Source organism: Nonomuraea sp. NPDC000554, assembly GCF_040300065.1.
Classification (GTDB): Bacteria; Actinomycetota; Actinomycetes; order Streptosporangiales; family Streptosporangiaceae; genus Nonomuraea.
In genome coordinates this window covers 231,892-248,914 of sequence record NZ_JBEPDC010000007.1, presented here as the reverse complement: position 1 = coordinate 248,914, position 17,023 = coordinate 231,892, and the positions used below count along the sequence as shown (strand labels likewise).

At 70.7% G+C, this 17,023-nt stretch carries 13 protein-coding genes and 1 pseudogene; 6 read left to right on the top strand and 8 right to left on the bottom strand.

The window, feature by feature from the left end:
• Positions 1–8 precede the first annotated feature (8 nt).
• Entirely contained in the window at positions 9–1,292 is a 1,284-nt protein-coding gene (locus ABT294_RS16565; protein ID WP_350806520.1) for an MFS transporter, read from the top strand.
• Entirely contained in the window at positions 1,292–2,914 is a 1,623-nt protein-coding gene (locus ABT294_RS16560; RefSeq protein WP_350806518.1) for an amidohydrolase, read from the top strand. The genes ABT294_RS16565 and ABT294_RS16560 overlap by 1 nt, the downstream gene beginning before the upstream one ends.
• Positions 2,915–3,520: 606 nt before the next feature.
• On the opposite strand, the gene ABT294_RS16555 is transcribed toward ABT294_RS16560, so the two are convergent.
• From ABT294_RS16555 to ABT294_RS16540, 4 genes are all read right to left on the bottom strand, one after another.
• Entirely contained in the window at positions 3,521–4,261 is a 741-nt protein-coding gene (locus ABT294_RS16555) for a LytR/AlgR family response regulator transcription factor (protein ID WP_350806517.1), read from the bottom strand.
• 65 nt (positions 4,262–4,326) lie between these two features.
• Positions 4,327–5,487 carry a sensor histidine kinase gene (locus tag ABT294_RS16550; RefSeq protein ID WP_350806515.1) on the bottom strand — a complete coding sequence of 387 codons (1,161 nt, stop codon included), beginning with the start codon at positions 5,485–5,487 and terminating at the stop codon, positions 4,327–4,329.
• On the bottom strand, positions 5,481–5,600 hold the full coding sequence (locus ABT294_RS16545) for a helix-turn-helix domain-containing protein (protein WP_350806514.1): 120 nt from the start codon (positions 5,598–5,600) through the stop codon (positions 5,481–5,483). Before ABT294_RS16545 ends, ABT294_RS16550 begins: the two co-directional genes overlap by 7 nt.
• A gap of 123 nt (positions 5,601–5,723) precedes the next feature.
• Positions 5,724–6,320, bottom strand: a complete 597-nt coding sequence (locus tag ABT294_RS16540) for a sulfite oxidase-like oxidoreductase (protein ID WP_350806513.1) — start codon at positions 6,318–6,320, stop codon at positions 5,724–5,726.
• A gap of 235 nt (positions 6,321–6,555) precedes the next feature.
• On the opposite strand from ABT294_RS16540, the gene aroF reads away from it, so the two are divergent.
• Complete coding sequence (aroF, locus tag ABT294_RS16535; RefSeq protein WP_350806512.1) at positions 6,556–7,587, top strand: 3-deoxy-7-phosphoheptulonate synthase; 1,032 nt, start codon at positions 6,556–6,558, stop codon at positions 7,585–7,587.
• A 79-nt stretch (positions 7,588–7,666) separates the two neighbouring features.
• On the opposite strand, the gene thiI is transcribed toward aroF, so the two are convergent.
• Positions 7,667–8,863 carry a tRNA uracil 4-sulfurtransferase ThiI gene (thiI, locus tag ABT294_RS16530; protein WP_350806511.1) on the bottom strand — a complete coding sequence of 399 codons (1,197 nt, stop codon included), beginning with the start codon at positions 8,861–8,863 and terminating at the stop codon, positions 7,667–7,669.
• A 275-nt stretch (positions 8,864–9,138) separates the two neighbouring features.
• Here thiI and ABT294_RS16525 point away from each other — a divergent pair, with 275 nt between their 5' ends.
• On the top strand, positions 9,139–9,993 hold the full coding sequence (locus ABT294_RS16525) for an MHYT domain-containing protein (protein WP_350806510.1): 855 nt from the start codon (positions 9,139–9,141) through the stop codon (positions 9,991–9,993).
• Between the two features lie 137 nt (positions 9,994–10,130).
• On the opposite strand, the gene ABT294_RS16520 is transcribed toward ABT294_RS16525, so the two are convergent.
• Positions 10,131–11,156 carry a 6-phosphofructokinase gene (locus ABT294_RS16520; protein ID WP_350806509.1) on the bottom strand — a complete coding sequence of 342 codons (1,026 nt, stop codon included), beginning with the start codon at positions 11,154–11,156 and terminating at the stop codon, positions 10,131–10,133.
• Positions 11,157–11,256: 100 nt separating this feature from the next.
• On the opposite strand from ABT294_RS16520, the gene ABT294_RS16515 reads away from it, so the two are divergent.
• Both ABT294_RS16515 and hemE read left to right on the top strand, forming a co-directional pair.
• A complete protein-coding gene (locus ABT294_RS16515) occupies positions 11,257–12,714 on the top strand; it encodes an FGGY family carbohydrate kinase (protein ID WP_350806508.1) in 1,458 nt (485 codons plus the stop codon).
• A 639-nt stretch (positions 12,715–13,353) separates the two neighbouring features.
• Positions 13,354–14,586: a uroporphyrinogen decarboxylase gene (gene hemE / locus ABT294_RS16510; protein ID WP_350806507.1), complete on the top strand. Its 1,233-nt coding sequence runs from the start codon at positions 13,354–13,356 to the stop codon at positions 14,584–14,586.
• 208 nt (positions 14,587–14,794) lie between these two features.
• Here hemE and ABT294_RS16505 read toward each other — a convergent pair.
• Together ABT294_RS16505 and ABT294_RS16500 are read right to left on the bottom strand one after the other, a co-directional pair.
• Positions 14,795–15,118, bottom strand: a pseudogene (locus ABT294_RS16505) (undecaprenyl diphosphate synthase family protein); the annotation flags it as partial.
• A gap of 417 nt (positions 15,119–15,535) precedes the next feature.
• Positions 15,536–16,819: an FAD-dependent monooxygenase gene (locus ABT294_RS16500; protein ID WP_350806506.1), complete on the bottom strand. Its 1,284-nt coding sequence runs from the start codon at positions 16,817–16,819 to the stop codon at positions 15,536–15,538.
• Positions 16,820–17,023: the final 204 nt, after the last annotated feature.

Genomic DNA, 17,023 nt, shown 5'->3' with positions numbered 1-17,023 from the left:
GACCCCCCATGAGCTCTACCAACGCCCGCGGCGCGGGCATCGCCTCCTTCGTCGGCACCTCCATCGAGTGGTACGACTTCTACATCTACGGCACCGCCTCCGCGCTGGTCTTCGGCAAGCTGTTCTTCCCCGAGGCGAGCCCCGCCGCCGGAGTGATGGCGTCCTTCGCCACGTTCTGGGTGGGCTTCCTGGCCAGGCCGCTGGGCGGCGTCGTCTTCGGCCACCTGGGCGACCGGATCGGCCGCAAGGGCACCCTGGTCGCGACGCTGCTGCTGATGGGCGGCGCGACCACGCTGGTCGGCGTGCTGCCCACGTACGCGTCGGTCGGCGTGCTCGCGCCCGTGCTGCTGGCGGCGCTCAGGCTCGTCCAGGGCATCGCGGTCGGCGGTGAGTGGGGCGGCGCGGTGCTGATCGCGGCCGAGCATGCGGGCCCGAAGCGGATCTTCTACGCCGCGTTCGCCCAGCAGGGCTCGCCCGCCGGGTCGATCCTCGCGACCGGCATGTTCGCGCTGGTCAGCCTGCTCCCCGAGGACGCCTTCCTGTCGTACGGGTGGCGGCTGCCGTTCCTGGCGTCGGCGGTCCTGCTGGTGATCGGCCTGGTCATCCGGCTGCGGGTAGAGGAGTCGCCGGAGTTCGTCCGGATGCGGGAGCAGCGCGAGGTCGTGAAACTGCCGGTCGCGGAGGTGTTCCGCACCTCGTGGCCGCTGGTGCTGCTCGGCATCGGGGCCAGCGGCGTCGGCATCGCCTCGGCCTACTTCACCAACACCTTCATCCTGTCCTGGGCCACCACGGACCTCGGCATCACCAAGGGCTCGATGCTGAACGTGCTGCTCATCGTGTCGGTCACCCAGTTCGTCACCCAGCCGATCGGCGCGGTGCTCGGCCAGCGGCTCGGCGCGGCCCGCTACATGCTGATCGCGTTCGTCGCGCTGATCGTCTGCACACCGATCACGTTCCTCCTGGTCGGCACCGGCTCACCCGCGCTGGCGACGCTCGGGCTGGCGCTGAGCGTGGTGTTCAGCGGCTCGTCGTACGCGGCGCTGGCCGGGTTCCTGGCCGAGGCGTTCCCCTCCAAGGTCCGTTACACCGGCATCTCACTGTCCTACCAGCTGTGCGGCGCGCTGATCGGCGGCACCACGCCCCTGATCGCCCAGGCGCTGCTCAGCTCGACCGGGACCATCTGGGCGGTCGTCGTCCAGTACCTGGTCGTCATCCTGCTGACCATGGCCTGCGTCATGGGCCTGCACCGGCTGTCGGCCCGGCGGCAGGCACCGGTCTCCGTGGAGGCCTGATGCGTCTCGACGTCCTGTTCGTCAACGGCCGGTTCACCACCCTGGACGCGGACCGCCCGTCGGCCACCCGGCTGGGCGTGCTGAACGGCCGGATCGCCGGTCTCGACCAGGAGGTCGACGGCGTCCCCGCGGACGTGGTGATCGACCTGGGCGAGGCGCCCGCCGTCCCCGGGTTCAACGACGCGCACCATCACCTGAGCATGCGCGGCCAGCGGCTGCGCGAACTGGACGTGCGGGTCGGCACCCTGGACGAGCTGTACGCGCGGGTGGCGGAGCGGGCGGCCACGCTGCCCGAGGGCGCGTGGGTGCGCGGCGCCGGGTACGACCAGAACAAGCTGGGAGGCGCCCACCCCACCCGGGAGGCGCTCGACAGGACGGCGGGCGGGCGTCCGGTCTGGCTCCAGCACACCTCCGGGCACATGGGCGTGGCCAGCACGGCCGCGTTCGCACTGATGGGCTTCCCCCACCTGGAGGACGTCCCGGACGTCCCCGGCGGTTCGGTCGGCCGTGACGCCGCCGGCCTCCCCGACGGGCTGCTCGCCGAGCAGGCGCAGGACCTCGTCCACCGGGTGCTGCGTCCGGTCGGGCACGCCGACTTCGTCGAGGGGCTCGCGCTGGCGAGCGCGCTCGCCGCCGCCGAGGGCCTGACCAGCTTCACCGAGCCGGGCGTCGGCGTCGGCCTCGCGGGCAACGGCCCGTGGGACGTGGCCGACTTCCAGTCCGCGATCCGGCAGGGCCTGCTCGCGCAGCGGGCCACGCTGATGCCGGGCTCGCCCAGCCTGCACGAGGTCGGCCCGGAGTTCGGGCTCGACCTGGGCGTCCGCAGCGGGCTGGGGGACGAGCGGCTGCGCATCGGCCCGGTCAAGGTCTTCTCCGACGGCTCGCTCATCGGCAGGACCGCGGCCATGTGCTGCGACTACGAGGGCGACCCCGGCAACAGGGGGTTCCTGCAGGAGGAGGCGTCCGCGCTGCGGGAGTTCATCCTGCGGGCGCACGCGTCCGGCTGGCAGATCGCCACGCACGCCATCGGCGACGCGGCGATCGACGTCGTCCTCGACGCCTACGCCGAGGCCCAGGCGCGCCTGCCGCGCCCCGACGCCAGGCACCGCATCGAGCACTGCGCGGTCACCAGCGACGCCCAGGTGGCCCGGATCGCCGAGCTCGGCGTCATCCCCGTCCCGCAGGGCCGGTTCATCTCCGAGATCGGCGACGGCATGCTGGCCGCGCTCGGCCCCGAGCGCTCGCGCGGCTGCTACCGGCAGCGCTCCTTCCTGGACGCGGGCATCGTCCTGCCGGGCAGCTCCGACTGCCCGGTGGTGGAGGGCGCTCCCCTGCTGGGCATCCACGACCTGGTGAACCAGCGGACGGCCACGGGCGCCCCGTTCAACCCGGACGAGGCGCTCACGGTGGTGCAGGCGCTGCGCGCCTACACGCTCGGCTCTGCCTACGCCGTGCACGAGGAGCACCTGAAGGGCACGCTCAGCAGGGGCAAGCTGGCGGACTTCGCGGTCCTGTCGGACGACCTGCTCGCCATCTCGCCTGCCCGCATCAAGGACGTGACGGTGACCGCCACCGTGATCGGCGGCGCCGTGGTGCACGACCGGGCGGACCTGCTGAGGTGAACTCTGCTGGGGTGAACGACGTGAAGAGGCGCCCGCTCGCGCGATCCGGCCGCCCCCGTATGGCCGGATCGCGGTCCGGACTCGCGGCCACAGCGGGCGCCCCTTCACGTACCCGGCCGGCGGGCCCTACCCCCCGGTTGAGGGCCCGACAACCGCGGTGACCACGTGGGTCACCGGTGGATCCGGCGCATCAGGCCCGTATGAGCCTTCTGGCCCAGTCCCCCCCAATGCGCCGGGTGGCTTTCCGATGCGGAAACACTACGGTTGCGATCTTGTGGGCGAAACCCCGTTAACGGTCAGCTCGTCGAACGGTCTGTAGTCATCGCTGTACGGAGAGTGTTGACGCGACGAGCGGTCGGTACGCCACGACGAGCGGCCGATTCCGGAGCCTCGAAGATCCTCCGGCAGGCGTGTCAAGGTCGCCGCCCGCAGCCCCTCGAAGTCACTCGACCGGGTGTGACCAGGGAAATCGCCACGATCACGACGAACCGGCGGCCCGCACGCCGTTCGGCGCGGGGGGCAGGAAGCCGCCACCCCCGCGTTCACACCCGCCCGTTCGAAGGCGACCGGCAGGGAACGAGACCGAAACCGGCCCCGGACAGGCGATCAGGAGATCGCGCCCCGGTGCTGGTGCACGAGCTGCTCACGGACCTGCCGGCTGTGCCTCCTGCTGACCGCCAGGGTCTCGGTGCCTACCGTCAGCAGCACCCGACCCCCCTCGAACCTCAGCTCGCTGACGTGCCGCGCGGAGACCAGCGTGCTGCGGTGCACGCGGATGAACCCCGCCTCCGCCCAGCGCCGCTCCAGCGCGGCCAGGGACGCCCGGACCAGGTAGCTGCCATCGCCGGTGTGCAGCCGGACGTAGTCACCCTTCGCCTCGGCGAACCAGACCGCCTGCTGCGGCACGAACCTGGTGCGCCCGCCCAGCTCCACCGGGATCACGTCGTCGTGCACCTGGTCGGCCGGGGGCGCGGAGGCGGCCTCCAGCCTGCGCACCGACTCGGCCAGCCGCTCGGCCCTGACCGGTTTCAGCAGGTAGTCGACGGCCTCCAGCTCGAACGCCTGCACCGCGCAGTCGTCGTGCGCGGTGACGAACACCAGCCCGGGCGGGCTCGGGAAGCCGCCGACCAGCCTGGCCAGGTCGAGGCCGTCGAGGCCGGGCATCCGGATGTCGAGGAACACTCCGTCGAGCCGCTCGCCCGCGCCGATCATCTGGACCATCTCCTGCAGGGCCGCGACACCGTCGGACGCGGTGGTGACGTGCCCCACCCTGGAGTCGCGGCGCAGCAGATACGCCAGCTCCTCCAGAGCGGGCACCTCGTCGTCGACAGCCAGAACCCTAAGCATGCGTCCACGTTGCCGCATGCACGCCGGGGCCACAAGCGACATGGCAACGTTCCGTAAAGATTTGACTACGAAGTGCTGAGTCTCGCCTTCGGCACGCGCAGCCGGACCCTGGTGCCCGCCCCGAGCGCCGTCTCCACCACGAGCCCGTAGCCCTCGCCGTAGATCTGCCGCATCCGGACGTCCACGTTGGCCAGGCCGATGCCGCCGCCCTCCCGCCTGGGGTCGTCGTCGAGCATCCGTCTGGCGTGCTCGGGGTCCATCCCGGTGCCGTCGTCCTCGACCGTGATGTGCGCCTCGGGGCCGGCGTCGCGGGCCACCACCCGCACCTCGCCGCCGCCCCTGCCGCCCATGCCGTGCTTGATCGCGTTCTCCACCAGCGGTTGCAGGCAGAGGAACGGCACGGGCAGCGGCAGCACCTCAGGGGCCACCTGCACGCTGAAGCGCAGCTTGTCGCCGAAGCGGGCCCGTTCGAGCAGCAGGTAGCGGTCGACGCAGGTCAGCTCGTCGGCCAGGGTGGTGAAGTCGTGCGCCCTGCGCAGCGCGTACCGGGCGAAGTCGGCGAAGTCCAGCAGCAGCTCGCGGGCCCGCGCCGGATCGGTGCGGACGAACGACGCGATCGTGGTCAGCGCGTTGTAGACGAAGTGCGGCGAGATCTGCGCCCGCAGCGCCCGCATCTCGGCCTCCAGCGCCCGCCGCCGCGACGAGTCGAGCTCGGCCAGTTCGAGCTGGCCCGACACCCAGCGGCCCACCTCGGTGACGGTGCGCACCAGCGCCGCGCTCAGCTCCGCGTCGAAGGCGGCCAGCGTTCCCACGATCTTGCCGTCGACGGTGAGCGGCACCACGACGGCGTCATACGGCTCGCCCGCGAACACCTGCGCCCGCCCGGACCCGAGCACGGCGCGGGCGTGGCTGAGCACCTCGTCGGTGCAGGGGCCGTCCCAGGCGAGCGCGGCGTCGGTGGAGGTGATCGCCACCGCGTAGGTGCCGAGCAGGGCGTGCAGGTGCCGGACGGCCTTGCGCGCGGACTCGCGGTGCAGCCCGGCGCGCAGCGCGGGGGCCGCCAGCGCGGCGATGTGCAGCGTGGCGTACGTGGCCTCGCCCTTCCAGCCGCCTTCCGGTGCTTCCGCCTCCGGGCCGCCTTCCGGCGGTTCCGGGCGCCGCCGGGCGAGGACGTAGCCGAGGACGAAGGTCAGGCAGGAGAGGGCCACCCATGCGGTGGTCAGCATGCGGGCGGCCGCAGCGCGTCGTCGAACAACGCACGCGCGCAGCCGAACGGCCGTGCCAGCGCGAACCGCTGGGCAGGGGTGGGGTCGATCAGGAGGGAGAACCGCAACTGCACGCGATCAAATTACCGTACGTTCACGGATGGCTACCCAACGATATCAGAACTGGTTGGCGTGGCGTTTTCGCCTGCCAAACCCCGTGTTCTTCCGTAGCCTTGTGCCGGCGCGAGCCGTTCGGGCTACTCCGGGCCTTCTCCGGGTTCCTCCTGGTAGGAGTAGCGCTGTTCGCGCCAGGGGTCGGCCACGTTGTGGTAGCCGCGCTCCTCCCAGAATCCGCGGCGGTCCTCGATCAGGTACTCGATGCCGCGCACCCACTTGACGCTCTTCCACGCGTACAGGTGGGGCACCACGATGCGCAGCGGGAAGCCGCGGTCGGGGCTGAGCGGTTTGTCGTCGAGTCCGGTCGCGAACAGCGTGGTGGGCGCGACGAGGTCGGACATCCGCAGGTTGGCGCTGTAGCCGTACTCGGCCCAGATCATCACGTGGCGGACGCCCGCGTCGGGCGGCACGGCGGCGAGCAGCACGGACGGGCTCACCCCGCGCCACTCGTTGCCCATCAGGGAGAACTTGGTGACGCAGTGGAAGTCGGCCAGGACGTCGGTGCGGGGCAGCTGTTCGAACTCGGGCCAGCTGAAACTGCGCTCCTCGCCCGAGGCGGTCGCCCCGAAGATGCGGAAGTCCCAGCTCTCCGGCTTGAACTGGGGCACCCTGCCGTAGTGGATCACGGGTCGGCCGCGCGGCACGTACTGGCCTGGAGGCAGGCGCGACTCCTCCACGATCACTCCCCTCGCTGGTCTCGTGGTCTTGGGCCATCCTGCCATCGCGGTCGCGCCGGGGTGCGCCCGGGTCGAGTGCGGTAGTATTGCGGTCTATGCGCACCGCGATCAGCTTTTGGTATGGCGACGGACCCGACTCCGTTCGCCATCTGACGCTGCGCTAGCAGACAGGCGAACAGAAGGCCCCGGGTCCAGGAGGACCCGGGGCCTTCTGTGTTTTCCAAGGGAGAGACACATGGTCATCGTGATGGGGCCGGAAGCCACCGGAGACGACGTCGCGTCCATCGTCGCGGTCGTCCAGGCGGCCGGAGTGGAGGCGTTCGTGAGCAAGGGCGTGCAGCGCACGATCGTCGGGCTGGTGGGCGACGTGACACAACTCGACGCGGCGAACCTGCGGGGCATGAGCGGGGTGCGCGAGGTGATGCGCGTGTCCACCCCGTACAAGCTGGTGAGCAGGGAGAACCATCCGGATCGGTCCACCGTGCACGTGGGCGGTGTGCCGATCGGCCCCGACACCGTCACGCTGATCGCCGGTCCGTGCGCGGTGGAGACGCCGCAGCAGACGCTGGAGGCGGCCAGGATGGCGCAGGCGGCGGGCGCGACGCTGCTGCGCGGCGGCGCCTACAAGCCGCGCACGTCGCCGTACGCCTTCCAGGGGCTGGGCGAGAAGGGGCTGCGCATCCTGGCCGACGTGCGCGAGGAGACGGGCCTGCCGATCGTGACCGAGGTCGTCGACGCGCACGACGTCGAGCTGGTGGCGTCCTACGCCGACATGCTCCAGGTGGGCACCCGCAACGCGCAGAACTTCGCGCTGCTGCAGGCGGTCGGCGCGGCGGGCAGGCCGGTCATGCTCAAGCGCGGCATGAACGCGACGATCGAGGAGTGGCTGATGGCCGCCGAGTACATCGCGCAGCGCGGCAACCTCGACATCGTGCTCTGCGAGCGCGGCATCAGGACGTTCGAGACCGCCACCCGCAACACGCTGGACGTGTCGGCGGTGCCGGTGGCGCAGCGGCTGTCACACCTGCCGGTGATCGTCGACCCGTCGCACTCGGGCGGGCGGCGTGACCTGGTGCTGCCGCTGACCCGGGCGGCCATCGGCGTCGGCGCCGACGGCGTCATCATCGACGTGCACCCGCACCCCGAGCAGGCGCTGTGCGACGGCCCGCAGGCGCTGATCGGCTCGGACCTGGGCGAGCTGGCCCAGGTCATGAACGACTTCCCGCCGCTGCTCGGCAAGCGCGCCGCCGCCGCGGTCACCGCCTGACCGCTCTCTCTCCCGCCGCCGCGCCGGCCATCCACGAGAACCGCACCGCCCCCGAGCAGCCTGCTCGGGGGCCCCGCGGTCAGAGCTTGTACTCCTGGATCGAGTCGGCGAGCTGGACCACCAGTTCCTCGGCGTCGAGCCGCTTCTCGATCTGCTTCAGGTCCGCGATCTTGGCCCTGGTCTCGGCGCGCTTGGGAGCGAGCAGGCTGCAGCAGTCCTCGTCGGGCAGCTCGGAGATCTCCAGCGTGCCGATGCGCCTGGCCTCGGCCATGATCTCGGTCTTGTCCCAGCCCACCAGCGGGCGCAGGATCGGCAGGTCGACCGCGTTGTCCTGGGCGGTGATGTTGGCCAGGGTCTGCGAGGAGACCTGGCCGAGCGCGTCGCCCGTGATCAGCGCGCCCGCCTTGATGCGGTGCGCGACCTCCTCGGCCGTCTTCAGCATGAGCCGCCGCTGCGCGATCACCGCCAGGCGGTCCTGGCCGGACGTGCGGATCGACTGCTGGGCCTTGCCGAACGGCACCACCCACAGCCGCGAGCGCCCCTGGAACCGGTCGAGCTTGCGCACCAGCGCGTACGCCTTGTAGATCGACTCGGAGGTGGTGAACGGGATGCCGGAGAAGTGCAGGAAGTCCACGTGCAGCCCGCGCTTCATCATCCGGTACGCCGCCACCGGCGAGTCGATGCCGCCGGACATGAGCACCAGGGCCCGCCCGCTGCTGCCGACCGGCAGGCCGCCCTGGCCGGGGATGCCGCCGGTGAAGACGAACACCTCGTCCCTGTCGACCTCGATGAACAGGGTCAGCTCGGGGTTGCGCAGGTCGACCGGCAGGCCGTACTCGTCGTTGATGGCTCCGCCGACGAGCCGGTCGAGCTCGTTGGAGCGCAGCGGGAAGCGCTTGTCGCGGCGGCGTGAGCGAACCGCGAACCGCGCGCCCCTCTTGGTCTCCTCGCGCTCGCCCACGAGCTCCAGGCCGGCCTTGAGCACGGCGTCGGGGTCCTTGGCGACGCGCCAGGCGCGGTGGATCCAGACCAGCCCGGGGACGTCGGCGACCCGCTGGGCCACGGCGTCGGCCTGCTCGACCCCGGCCCCCTCGGGCAGGAAGATGGCGATGACGCCGTGCCGCTTGCGCACGTCGACCTTGACGCCGACGTCCTGGAGCGCCTCGCGGATGTTGCTGATCAGCCGGCGCTCGAACACCTCGCGGTTCTTGCCCTTGAGAACGATCTCGCCCAGCTTGAGCAGCACGCACGGCTCGCCCAGGGCAGACATCGTCATGGTGGAACCTCCGGAAGTATGGGGAATGCACGCGGTCAGGCCAACGCCGCGACCCATCGAGTTTAGTCCGCGCCGGGCGGTCGCTCGAGCGCCTGTCGCACCAGCTCCACCCCCTTGCGGACGTTCCCGTGGCGGGGTGGGGGCCATCTGACCGCCATCTGTGAGCACCTCTCACGTTGCCTACTGACAGGTTGACAGATAGTCGAGATATCCATGCATATGGGACAGGCCTCCTGGCACAATCCGGGGACCCCTAATGCAAGGATTGTCGTTATATGTCCGTTGTTAACCACTTCACCCAGGGCCCCCTCACACCGGCCCTCGCATACCTGATGTCGTGCATAGGGTCGATGCTCGGACTACGGCTCACCGCCCAGGCACACGCCTCGCGGGGCGCCTCCCGGATGCGGTGGCTGATCGGCGGGGCCATCTCCATCGGCGGCACGGGCATCTGGGTCATGCACTTCATCGCCATGATGGGCTTCGCGGTCGACGGCACGCCGATCAAGTACGACGTGCCGCTGACGGCCGCCTCCGCCGCCGTCGCCATCGTGGTGGTCGGCACCGGGTTGTTCCTGGTCTCCTACGGCAAGGGCCGGGTGCCCGCCCTGCTCGGCGGCGGCGTCCTCACGGGCCTCGGCGTGGCCAGCATGCACTACCTCGGCATGTACGCGATGAACATGTCCGCGCACGTCGCCTACGACCGGCTGTACGTGGCCCTGTCGGTGGTCATCGCCATCGTGGCCGCCACCGCCGCGCTCTGGTTCACGCTGCGCGTCAAGAAGACCATCTGGATCACCGGGGCGGCGCTCGTCATGGGCGTGGCCGTCTCCGGCATGCACTACACCGGCATGGCCGCCATGATGGTCACGGTCGACCCCGAGCCCGGGGTCGTGGCGGGGGCCGACGCGCTGGACTTCCTCGTCCCGCTGATGACCGTGATCAGCCTGATCACGCTGACCATGCTGCTCATGGTGATCCTGTCGCCGTCGGAGCAGGAACTGCACGAGGACGCCGAGTTGGTGGCCAGGCTGGAGATGCGCAGGCGCGCGACCGAGGAGCAGCAGCTCACCTACCCCGCCCCACCGGTTCAGCAGCAGCGGATGCCGGTGAGAGGCCGGCGGAGATAGGCGAAACCCCCTGGGTACGACTTGCGACGCGTGGTGGGCCGCCTACTCTCCGCGGCGCAAGCCGTACCCTGAGGGGGTTCGTGGCGGTGACCCGCCCTTCACGAAGGTACGGCCCGCCACTTGCAAGTCACTTAACGTCAGCCGAAGAAGACCTCAGCCTCGGCGTAGCGCTCCACTGGCACCGTCTTGAGCTCGGCCGTCGCCTCGTCCAGGCCGACGCGGACGATGTCGGTGCCGCGTAGCGCGACCATCGTGCCGTAGTCGCCCTCGTGCGCCGCGTCGATCGCCTGCAAGCCGAACCTGGTGGCGAGCACCCGGTCGAACGCGGTCGGGGTGCCGCCGCGCTGGATGTGGCCGAGCACGGTGGTGCGGGCCTCCTTGCCGGTACGCTTCTCGATCTCCTTGGCCAGCACCTCGCCGATGCCGCCGAGCCGGACGTGCCCGAACGCGTCGAGCTCGCCCGCCTGCAGCGCCATCTGGCCCTCGATCGGGTGGGCGCCCTCGGCGACCACCAGGATCGGCGAGTAGCGGGTGCGGAAGCGCGACTCGACGTACTCGCAGACGCGGTCGATGTCGAACGGCTTCTCCGGGATGAGGATGACGTTCGCGCCCCCCGCCATGCCGGCGTGCAGCGCGATCCAGCCCGCGTGCCTGCCCATGACCTCGCAGATGAGCGCCCGGTGGTGCGACTCGGCGGTGGTGTGCAGGCGGTCGATGGCCTCCGTGGCGATGTTGACGGCGGTGTCGAAGCCGAAGGTGTAGTCGGTGCCCGACAGGTCGTTGTCGATCGTCTTGGGCACGCCGACGACCTTCACGCCGCGGTCGAAGAGCTGCTTGGCGACGCCGAGGGTGTCCTCGCCGCCGATGGCGATCAGCGCGTCGACGCCGGTGGCCGCCAGGTTCTCCTTGATGCGGTCGACGCCGCCCTCGATCTTGATCGGGTTGGTGCGCGACGAGCCGAGGATCGTGCCGCCTCGTGGCAGGATCCCCCGCACGGCCTGGATGTCCAGCGGCATCGTGTCGCCTTCGAGCGGGCCGCGCCAGCCGTCACGGAATCCGACGAACTCGTGCCCGTAGGCGCTCACCCCCTTGCGGACCACAGCCCTGATGACAGCGTTCAGACCGGGGCAGTCGCCACCCCCGGTGAGTACTCCAATACGCATGGCGGGTTCCTCCCGATGGGCTTCACGACCAGAATCGCATTGTGCCCGCCCGCGCGGGCAGTGGTCTAGACCAAACGCGAGCGGAGCGAGGGGCGATTCAGTGAGTGTGTTGGCCATCGACGCCGGAACGACGGGAGTCACCGCGCTCGTGGTGACCGAGGACGGGCGGATCGAGTCGCGGGGCTATCAGGAGTTCGCCCAGCACTTCCCCGAGCCCGGCTGGGTCGAGCACAACCCGGAGGACATCTGGCAGGCCACGCTGGCCGCCTGCGCCGCCGCGCTGGCCGGGGCCGCGTCCACGCCCGGCTGCGTCGGGATCACCAACCAGCGCGAGACGGCGGTGCTGTGGGGCCGGCACACGCTGGCCGCGCCGCGCCGCGCCGTCGTCTGGCAGGACCGCCGCACCGCGGGCATCTGCGAGCGGCTGCGCTCGCAGGGCCACGAGCCGCGCGTCTCCGAGCTGACGGGGCTGCGCCTGGACCCGTACTTCACGGCCACCAAGCTGACCTGGCTCGCCGAGCACGACCCCCGGGCGTGGGACGAGGTGCGGTCGGGCGACGTGGTGGTCGGGACCGTGGACTCGTACCTCATCGCCCGGCTCACGGCCGGGGCGCGGCACGTGACGGACCCGTCCAACGCCTCGCGGACGCTGCTGTACGGGCTGGACTCCGGCGGCTGGGAGGAGGAGCTGTGCGAGCTGTTCGGCGTCCCGGTGGGGGCGCTGCCGGAGATCGTCCCGAACTACGGGCCGCTCGGCCGGACGGACCCCGGCGCCTTCCTCGGGCTCGACCTGCCGATCAGCGGCGTGGCGGGCGACCAGCAGGCGGCGCTGTTCGGGCAGACCTGCTTCGGCGTCGGCGACGTCAAATGCACCTACGGGACGGGCTCCTTCATCCTGACCAACACCGGTGGCGAGATCGTCCGCTCGGAGGCCGGGCTGCTGACCACGGTCGCCTGGCAGACCCCGGCGGGTGAGCTGACCTACGCGCTGGAGGGCTCGGTCTTCGTCACCGGCGCGGCGGTGCAGTGGCTGCGCGACGGGCTGGGCCTGATCGGGACCGCGCCCGAGTCCGAGGCGGTGGCGCGCACGGTGCCCGACAGCGGCGGCGTGGTGTTCGTCCCGGCGCTGACCGGCCTGGGGGCGCCGTACTGGGATCCGGAGGCGCGCGGGCTGATCACCGGCATCACCCGCGGCACGACGCGGGCACACCTGGTCAGGGCGACGCTGGAGGCGATCGCGTTCGAGGTGCGGGACGTGGTGGAGGCGATGACGGGCGACTCGGCGCCGGTGCTCAAGGCCGACGGCGGGGGCAGCGGCAACAACCTGCTCATGCAGCTCCAGGCGGACCAACTGGGCACGGTCGTGGAGCGTCCGGTGATCCAGGAGACGACCGCGCTGGGGGCGGCGTTCCTGGCGGGGCTCGGCTCGGGCGTCTGGGCCTCGGCCGACGAGCTGCGCAAGACGTGGCAGCTGGATCGCCGGTTCGAGCCGGGCGAGCGCGACGACGCCGCCTACGAGCGCTGGCGGGCAGCGGTGAGCCTGGCCTCCCAGCGGTAACCATCACCGAGTATCCGTGACGCTGGTCTCGGATTCCTCGATCGACGTTGCGACGCTGCTGCGGGACATGATGCTGCCCTTGCCGCTGCGTGAGGACTGGGGCGAGGAGCTGGAGTGGCCCTATTCCGGGGTTGCCGGCTGCGGTGGTGGCGGAGTTCGCCGGGCACGAGGTGGCCGCGCTGCCGTTCTTCACGCCGGAGACGGTCACTCACCGACCGCTACGCCTCGGGACCAGCGGCGCTGGCCTGGCACGAGCGCGGTGAACTCCTTCGGGTGGAGGACGCTCTGGCCGCCGCCCGCGCCGATCCGAGCCCCACTATCGCGATCGCGCTCGTGAAGCCGACCATGGAAAGCACGAAGCGCATCCTCCGTGAACTGGACAACGACAGGTCTTCTCGGTGGCTTGGCGGCGCGAGGGGCGAGCCGACGTCGCTGCAAGTCGATCTCAGACGTTCGATAGCGGCCACAAGGCCGGACAGCCGCTGCCCCGGACGCAGCACCCTCAGTTAGGCCCAGAGCTGTGGATCCTCGGCCGCCGACCGCGAGAGCCGGACCTACCGCTCTCGGAGATCAACGGCGATCACCTCGGCGGAGACTCGGCCACCGGCTTCAAGGGACTGTTCGTCTTCCACTGCCCCCATGGCTCCCACGAATGCCGGGCCCCCGCACGTCCTACCCAGCCGCCAACCACACCTGGGAACCGCCATCTACGTGGATCTCGGCACACAGGAAGAAGTCAGTCCGAAGCCGACGTCTGGCAGCGCCCGGCCCAGGAAGCTGCTCCTGCGCGCGCTCGCGGGAGAGCGTACCGAGCGGCCGCCGATCTGGCTGATGCGGCAGGCCGGACGCTACCTGCCCGAGTACCACCAGGTCCGCGAGACCGCCGGCGGCATGGTCGGGCTCTGCAACTCGCCCGAGCACGCTGTCGAGGTCACCCTGCAGCCGATCCGCCGTTTCCCGCTCGATGCCGCCATTGTCTTCGCGGACCTTCCGCAGGTTGCCGCCGCGCTCGGCCAGACCTTGGACTACCGCGCCGGCGACGGGCCGGTACTGACGCCTCCCGTCCGCTCGGCAGCGGACATAGCCGACTTCCTGGGCGTTTCCCGTCTCCATGAGGAACTGGCCCCGGTCTACGAGACGGTCAGGCAGCTCACCCGTGCCCTGCCTCCCGAGGTGACACTGATCGGGTATGCCGGCGCGCCGTGGACCATCGCCACCTACATGGTCGAAGGACGCGGCGGCGGCTCGTCAGAGCACGCCGTCGTCAAGCAGTGGGCCCTGAGCGACCCGGAGGGGTTCCAGCCCCTGATCGACGTGCTCACGACTGCTGTCATCCAGTTCCTGGGCCGCCAGATCGAGGCGGGCGCGGAAGCGGTCCAGTTGTTCGACACCTGGGCCGGGATCCTCCCCGACGCCCTCTTCGAACGCTGGTGCGTCAAGCCAGTCGCCGCCATCATCGCAGCGCTGAAGGACAAGTATCCGGGCGTTCCCGTCATCGCCTTCCCCCGGGGCGCCGGGCTCGCCTACGACGGCTTCGCCGAGGCGACCGGCGCGGACTGCATCAGCCTGGACGTCACGGTCCCCCTTGACTGGGCCGCGCAAAATCTACAGCGCGGCCTCGGCCGCTGCGTGCAGGGCAACCTCGACCCCCAGCTCCTGGCCGCCGGCGGCCCGGCACTCAACGCCGAGACAGACCGCATCCTGCGTGCCCTGAGCGGGGGGCCGTTCGTGTTCAACCTGGGACACGGCATCATCAAGACCACGCCCCCGGAGAATGTCGCCGCCCTTGCCGAGCAGGTGCGCTCCTGGACCACGCCCGTCCCGCCGCACCCGCTGGGTCATCACACGGGGCACCGGCCGCCCAGCGAGTAGACCGCTTCGTGGAACTGGCGACAACCCTCATTTGGGCGCAACCGCTGGTGCCGGCAATCCCGGCCATCTGGTGCGAGGCACCAGGTGCACCCAGGCCGCGTCAGCGCGGCCAGAATGTGCAGGTAGCCGGCCGCCTTGGTGCGGTCACGAACGCTAGCCGGCTCGGGCGGGGAGAGTTCCGGAGGGCGCTGGAGCAGGGACTGCGGCGTCAGGCTCCGCGCCGGCTTTGCCTGGCGGCGTAGCTGCGAGGCGCCCGCAGGAAGTCGATCTCGCGGAACGCGGGCCAGTAGGCGTCGCAGAAGTACAGCTCGGAGTGCACGGTCTGCCAGCGCAGGAAGGTGGACACGCGCTGCTCACCGCTGGTGCGGATGACGAGGTCGGGGTCGGGCTGCCCGGCTGTGTACAGGTGCCGGGCGATGTCGTCGGTGGTCAGGGACCCGGCGAGCCCGGCGAGCGTGCCGCCGCCGTCTGCCTGCTCGTATAGCAGTGCGCGGATCGCGTCGAGCACCTCCTGGCGCCCGCCGTAGCCGATTGGGGCTTATCTCGGGTGAGCCACGCCCGGCAGGCTCCCGGGCCGGCCGTCCCTGAGCCACTGTCCGTTCTCATCCATCGTGTCAGGGAGCCATGTCGGCGAGCTGCGCACCGACAACTGCCTTGCGACAAGACGGGCGAGCAATCCAGCTGGGGATCAATGGGCTTGGACGTCACAGGGTCGATGTCCCAATGGTCTTGTCAGTTCCGGTGAGCGCTGACCAGGCAAGTGACAGAAGCGCTGAGACCCCGCGCGGTGGAATCTCATCGATCTTGTCAGTTTCCGAGTCAACACCGCCTCATCGGAACGTGGCGTGGCCGCCGAACGGGCGCTCCAACGCGCACTACGCGGCATGAGCGGAAATCGTCCGGCGGTGTCCTACCGAAGCGTGGTCCCTCTCGACACGTTATGTGAAACCTACGGCTTGGCCGACGAGATCATCGGTAGTCCGGCCGACGCCCCGGAGTCCGGCACCCCTGCGTAGTCGGGCAGCTCGACGCCGTTGATCGCACGCTCGACCAGTTCGGTGAACCAGTCGCTGGCGAAATCGGGGCTCGGCTCGGCGTCCGGCCCCGGGACCTCGAGGCTGTGTACGTGCAACCGGCCGATCTCCTGGTTGGCCTCCACGAACGAGCGCATCCGAGCCTCGTAGCCGGCGAACCCGGCCTCCGGGTCCCACCCGGCGGCGGCCAGCTCTCCGGCCAGCAGGTAGGCGCCGACCAGAGCCAGCCCGGTGCCCGCCCCGGACATCGGCGACGCGCTGAACGCCGCGTCCCCGAGCAGTCCCACCCGTCCGCTCGACCAGCGGTCCATCACCACCTGAGCGACCTGGTCCAGATAGAAGTCCGGGGTGTCGTCCACGTGCGCGAGGATGCGCTGGGTCAACCAGCCGAAACCGTCCATCCGCTCGCACAGCAGGCGCTTCTGCGCCGCGACGTCGCGGTAATCGACGTCGAAGTCGGCCGCGGGGAAGGAGAACATGGCCATCGCCCGGGTGGCGTCCGGGATGGGCCGCAGGCCGGCGGACCGTCCGGCCTCCTGATAGTCGATCATCCAGCGGTCCACTCCGAACTCGTTGGGCACGCTGTAGAAGGCCAGCACGAGCCCGAGATGGCGGATGAAGTGCTCGCGCGGCCCGAAGACCATCGCTCGCAACTGCGAGTGCAGCCCGTCGGCCCCGATCACCAGGTCAAAGCGCCGCCGGTCGCCGCCAGCGAAGACCACGTCAACCCCGTCCGCGTCCTGGCTGAGCTCGGCGATCCGGTCACCGAAGACGTACTCGACACCGTCCCGGGTGTCGTCGTAGAGCACCTGGGACAGGTCCCCGCGCAGGATCTCGATATCCGCGATGAACCCGTCGCCACCGTCGTCGTCGGCACGGAAGGTCTCCAGCACTTGCCCGTCCGCGTCCACGGTGTGCGCGCCGGCGGTGTCGGTGCACGCCGCGCGCACCGCCGCGTCCAGCCCCATGCGCCCGATGACCTCCTTGGCGACCCCGCGCGCGTCCACCGCCTGCCCGCCGGGACGCAGCTCGGGAGCCCGCTCCACCACGGTCACCTCGGCCCCCCGCCGGCGCAGCCAGTGGGCCAGCGCGGGTCCCGCGATGCTCGCCCCCGCCACCAACACCCTGGGACCGCTCACCCGCGTCCCCTGCTCGCCAGTCCGGATGATGTGCTCCTGCTTGGAGTCGTCGACGTTCATCACTGCCTCCATGTGCTTCCTCCCGCGCTGAACGTTCCCAGCACAGGCCCACCGCAGTCGGTGTGTCCAGCCGTATCGACCACGGATCCGCACAAAACTCATCGGCACGACCGAAATCGCGTCCACGCTCCCGCAAGCACCCTGAACTCGGCATGTGCGTGCGACGGGCATGGTCATGATCGCCTCGGCCTCGGCAGACATTGA

Coding starts and splice junctions, on each gene's coding strand:
- ABT294_RS16565 (WP_350806520.1), top strand. CDS start 9: ATGAGCTCTACCAACGCCCGCGGCGCGGGCATCGCCTCCTTCGTCGGC.
- ABT294_RS16500 (WP_350806506.1), bottom strand. CDS start 16,819: ATGAACGTCGACGACTCCAAGCAGGAGCACATCATCCGGACTGGCGAG.
- ABT294_RS16555 (WP_350806517.1), bottom strand. CDS start 4,261: ATGCTTAGGGTTCTGGCTGTCGACGACGAGGTGCCCGCTCTGGAGGAG.
- ABT294_RS16550 (WP_350806515.1), bottom strand. CDS start 5,487: ATGCTGACCACCGCATGGGTGGCCCTCTCCTGCCTGACCTTCGTCCTC.
- hemE (WP_350806507.1), top strand. CDS start 13,354: ATGGCTCCCACGAATGCCGGGCCCCCGCACGTCCTACCCAGCCGCCAA.
- ABT294_RS16560 (WP_350806518.1), top strand. CDS start 1,292: ATGCGTCTCGACGTCCTGTTCGTCAACGGCCGGTTCACCACCCTGGAC.
- thiI (WP_350806511.1), bottom strand. CDS start 8,863: ATGACGATGTCTGCCCTGGGCGAGCCGTGCGTGCTGCTCAAGCTGGGC.
- ABT294_RS16520 (WP_350806509.1), bottom strand. CDS start 11,156: ATGCGTATTGGAGTACTCACCGGGGGTGGCGACTGCCCCGGTCTGAAC.
- ABT294_RS16525 (WP_350806510.1), top strand. CDS start 9,139: ATGTCCGTTGTTAACCACTTCACCCAGGGCCCCCTCACACCGGCCCTC.
- aroF (WP_350806512.1), top strand. CDS start 6,556: ATGGTCATCGTGATGGGGCCGGAAGCCACCGGAGACGACGTCGCGTCC.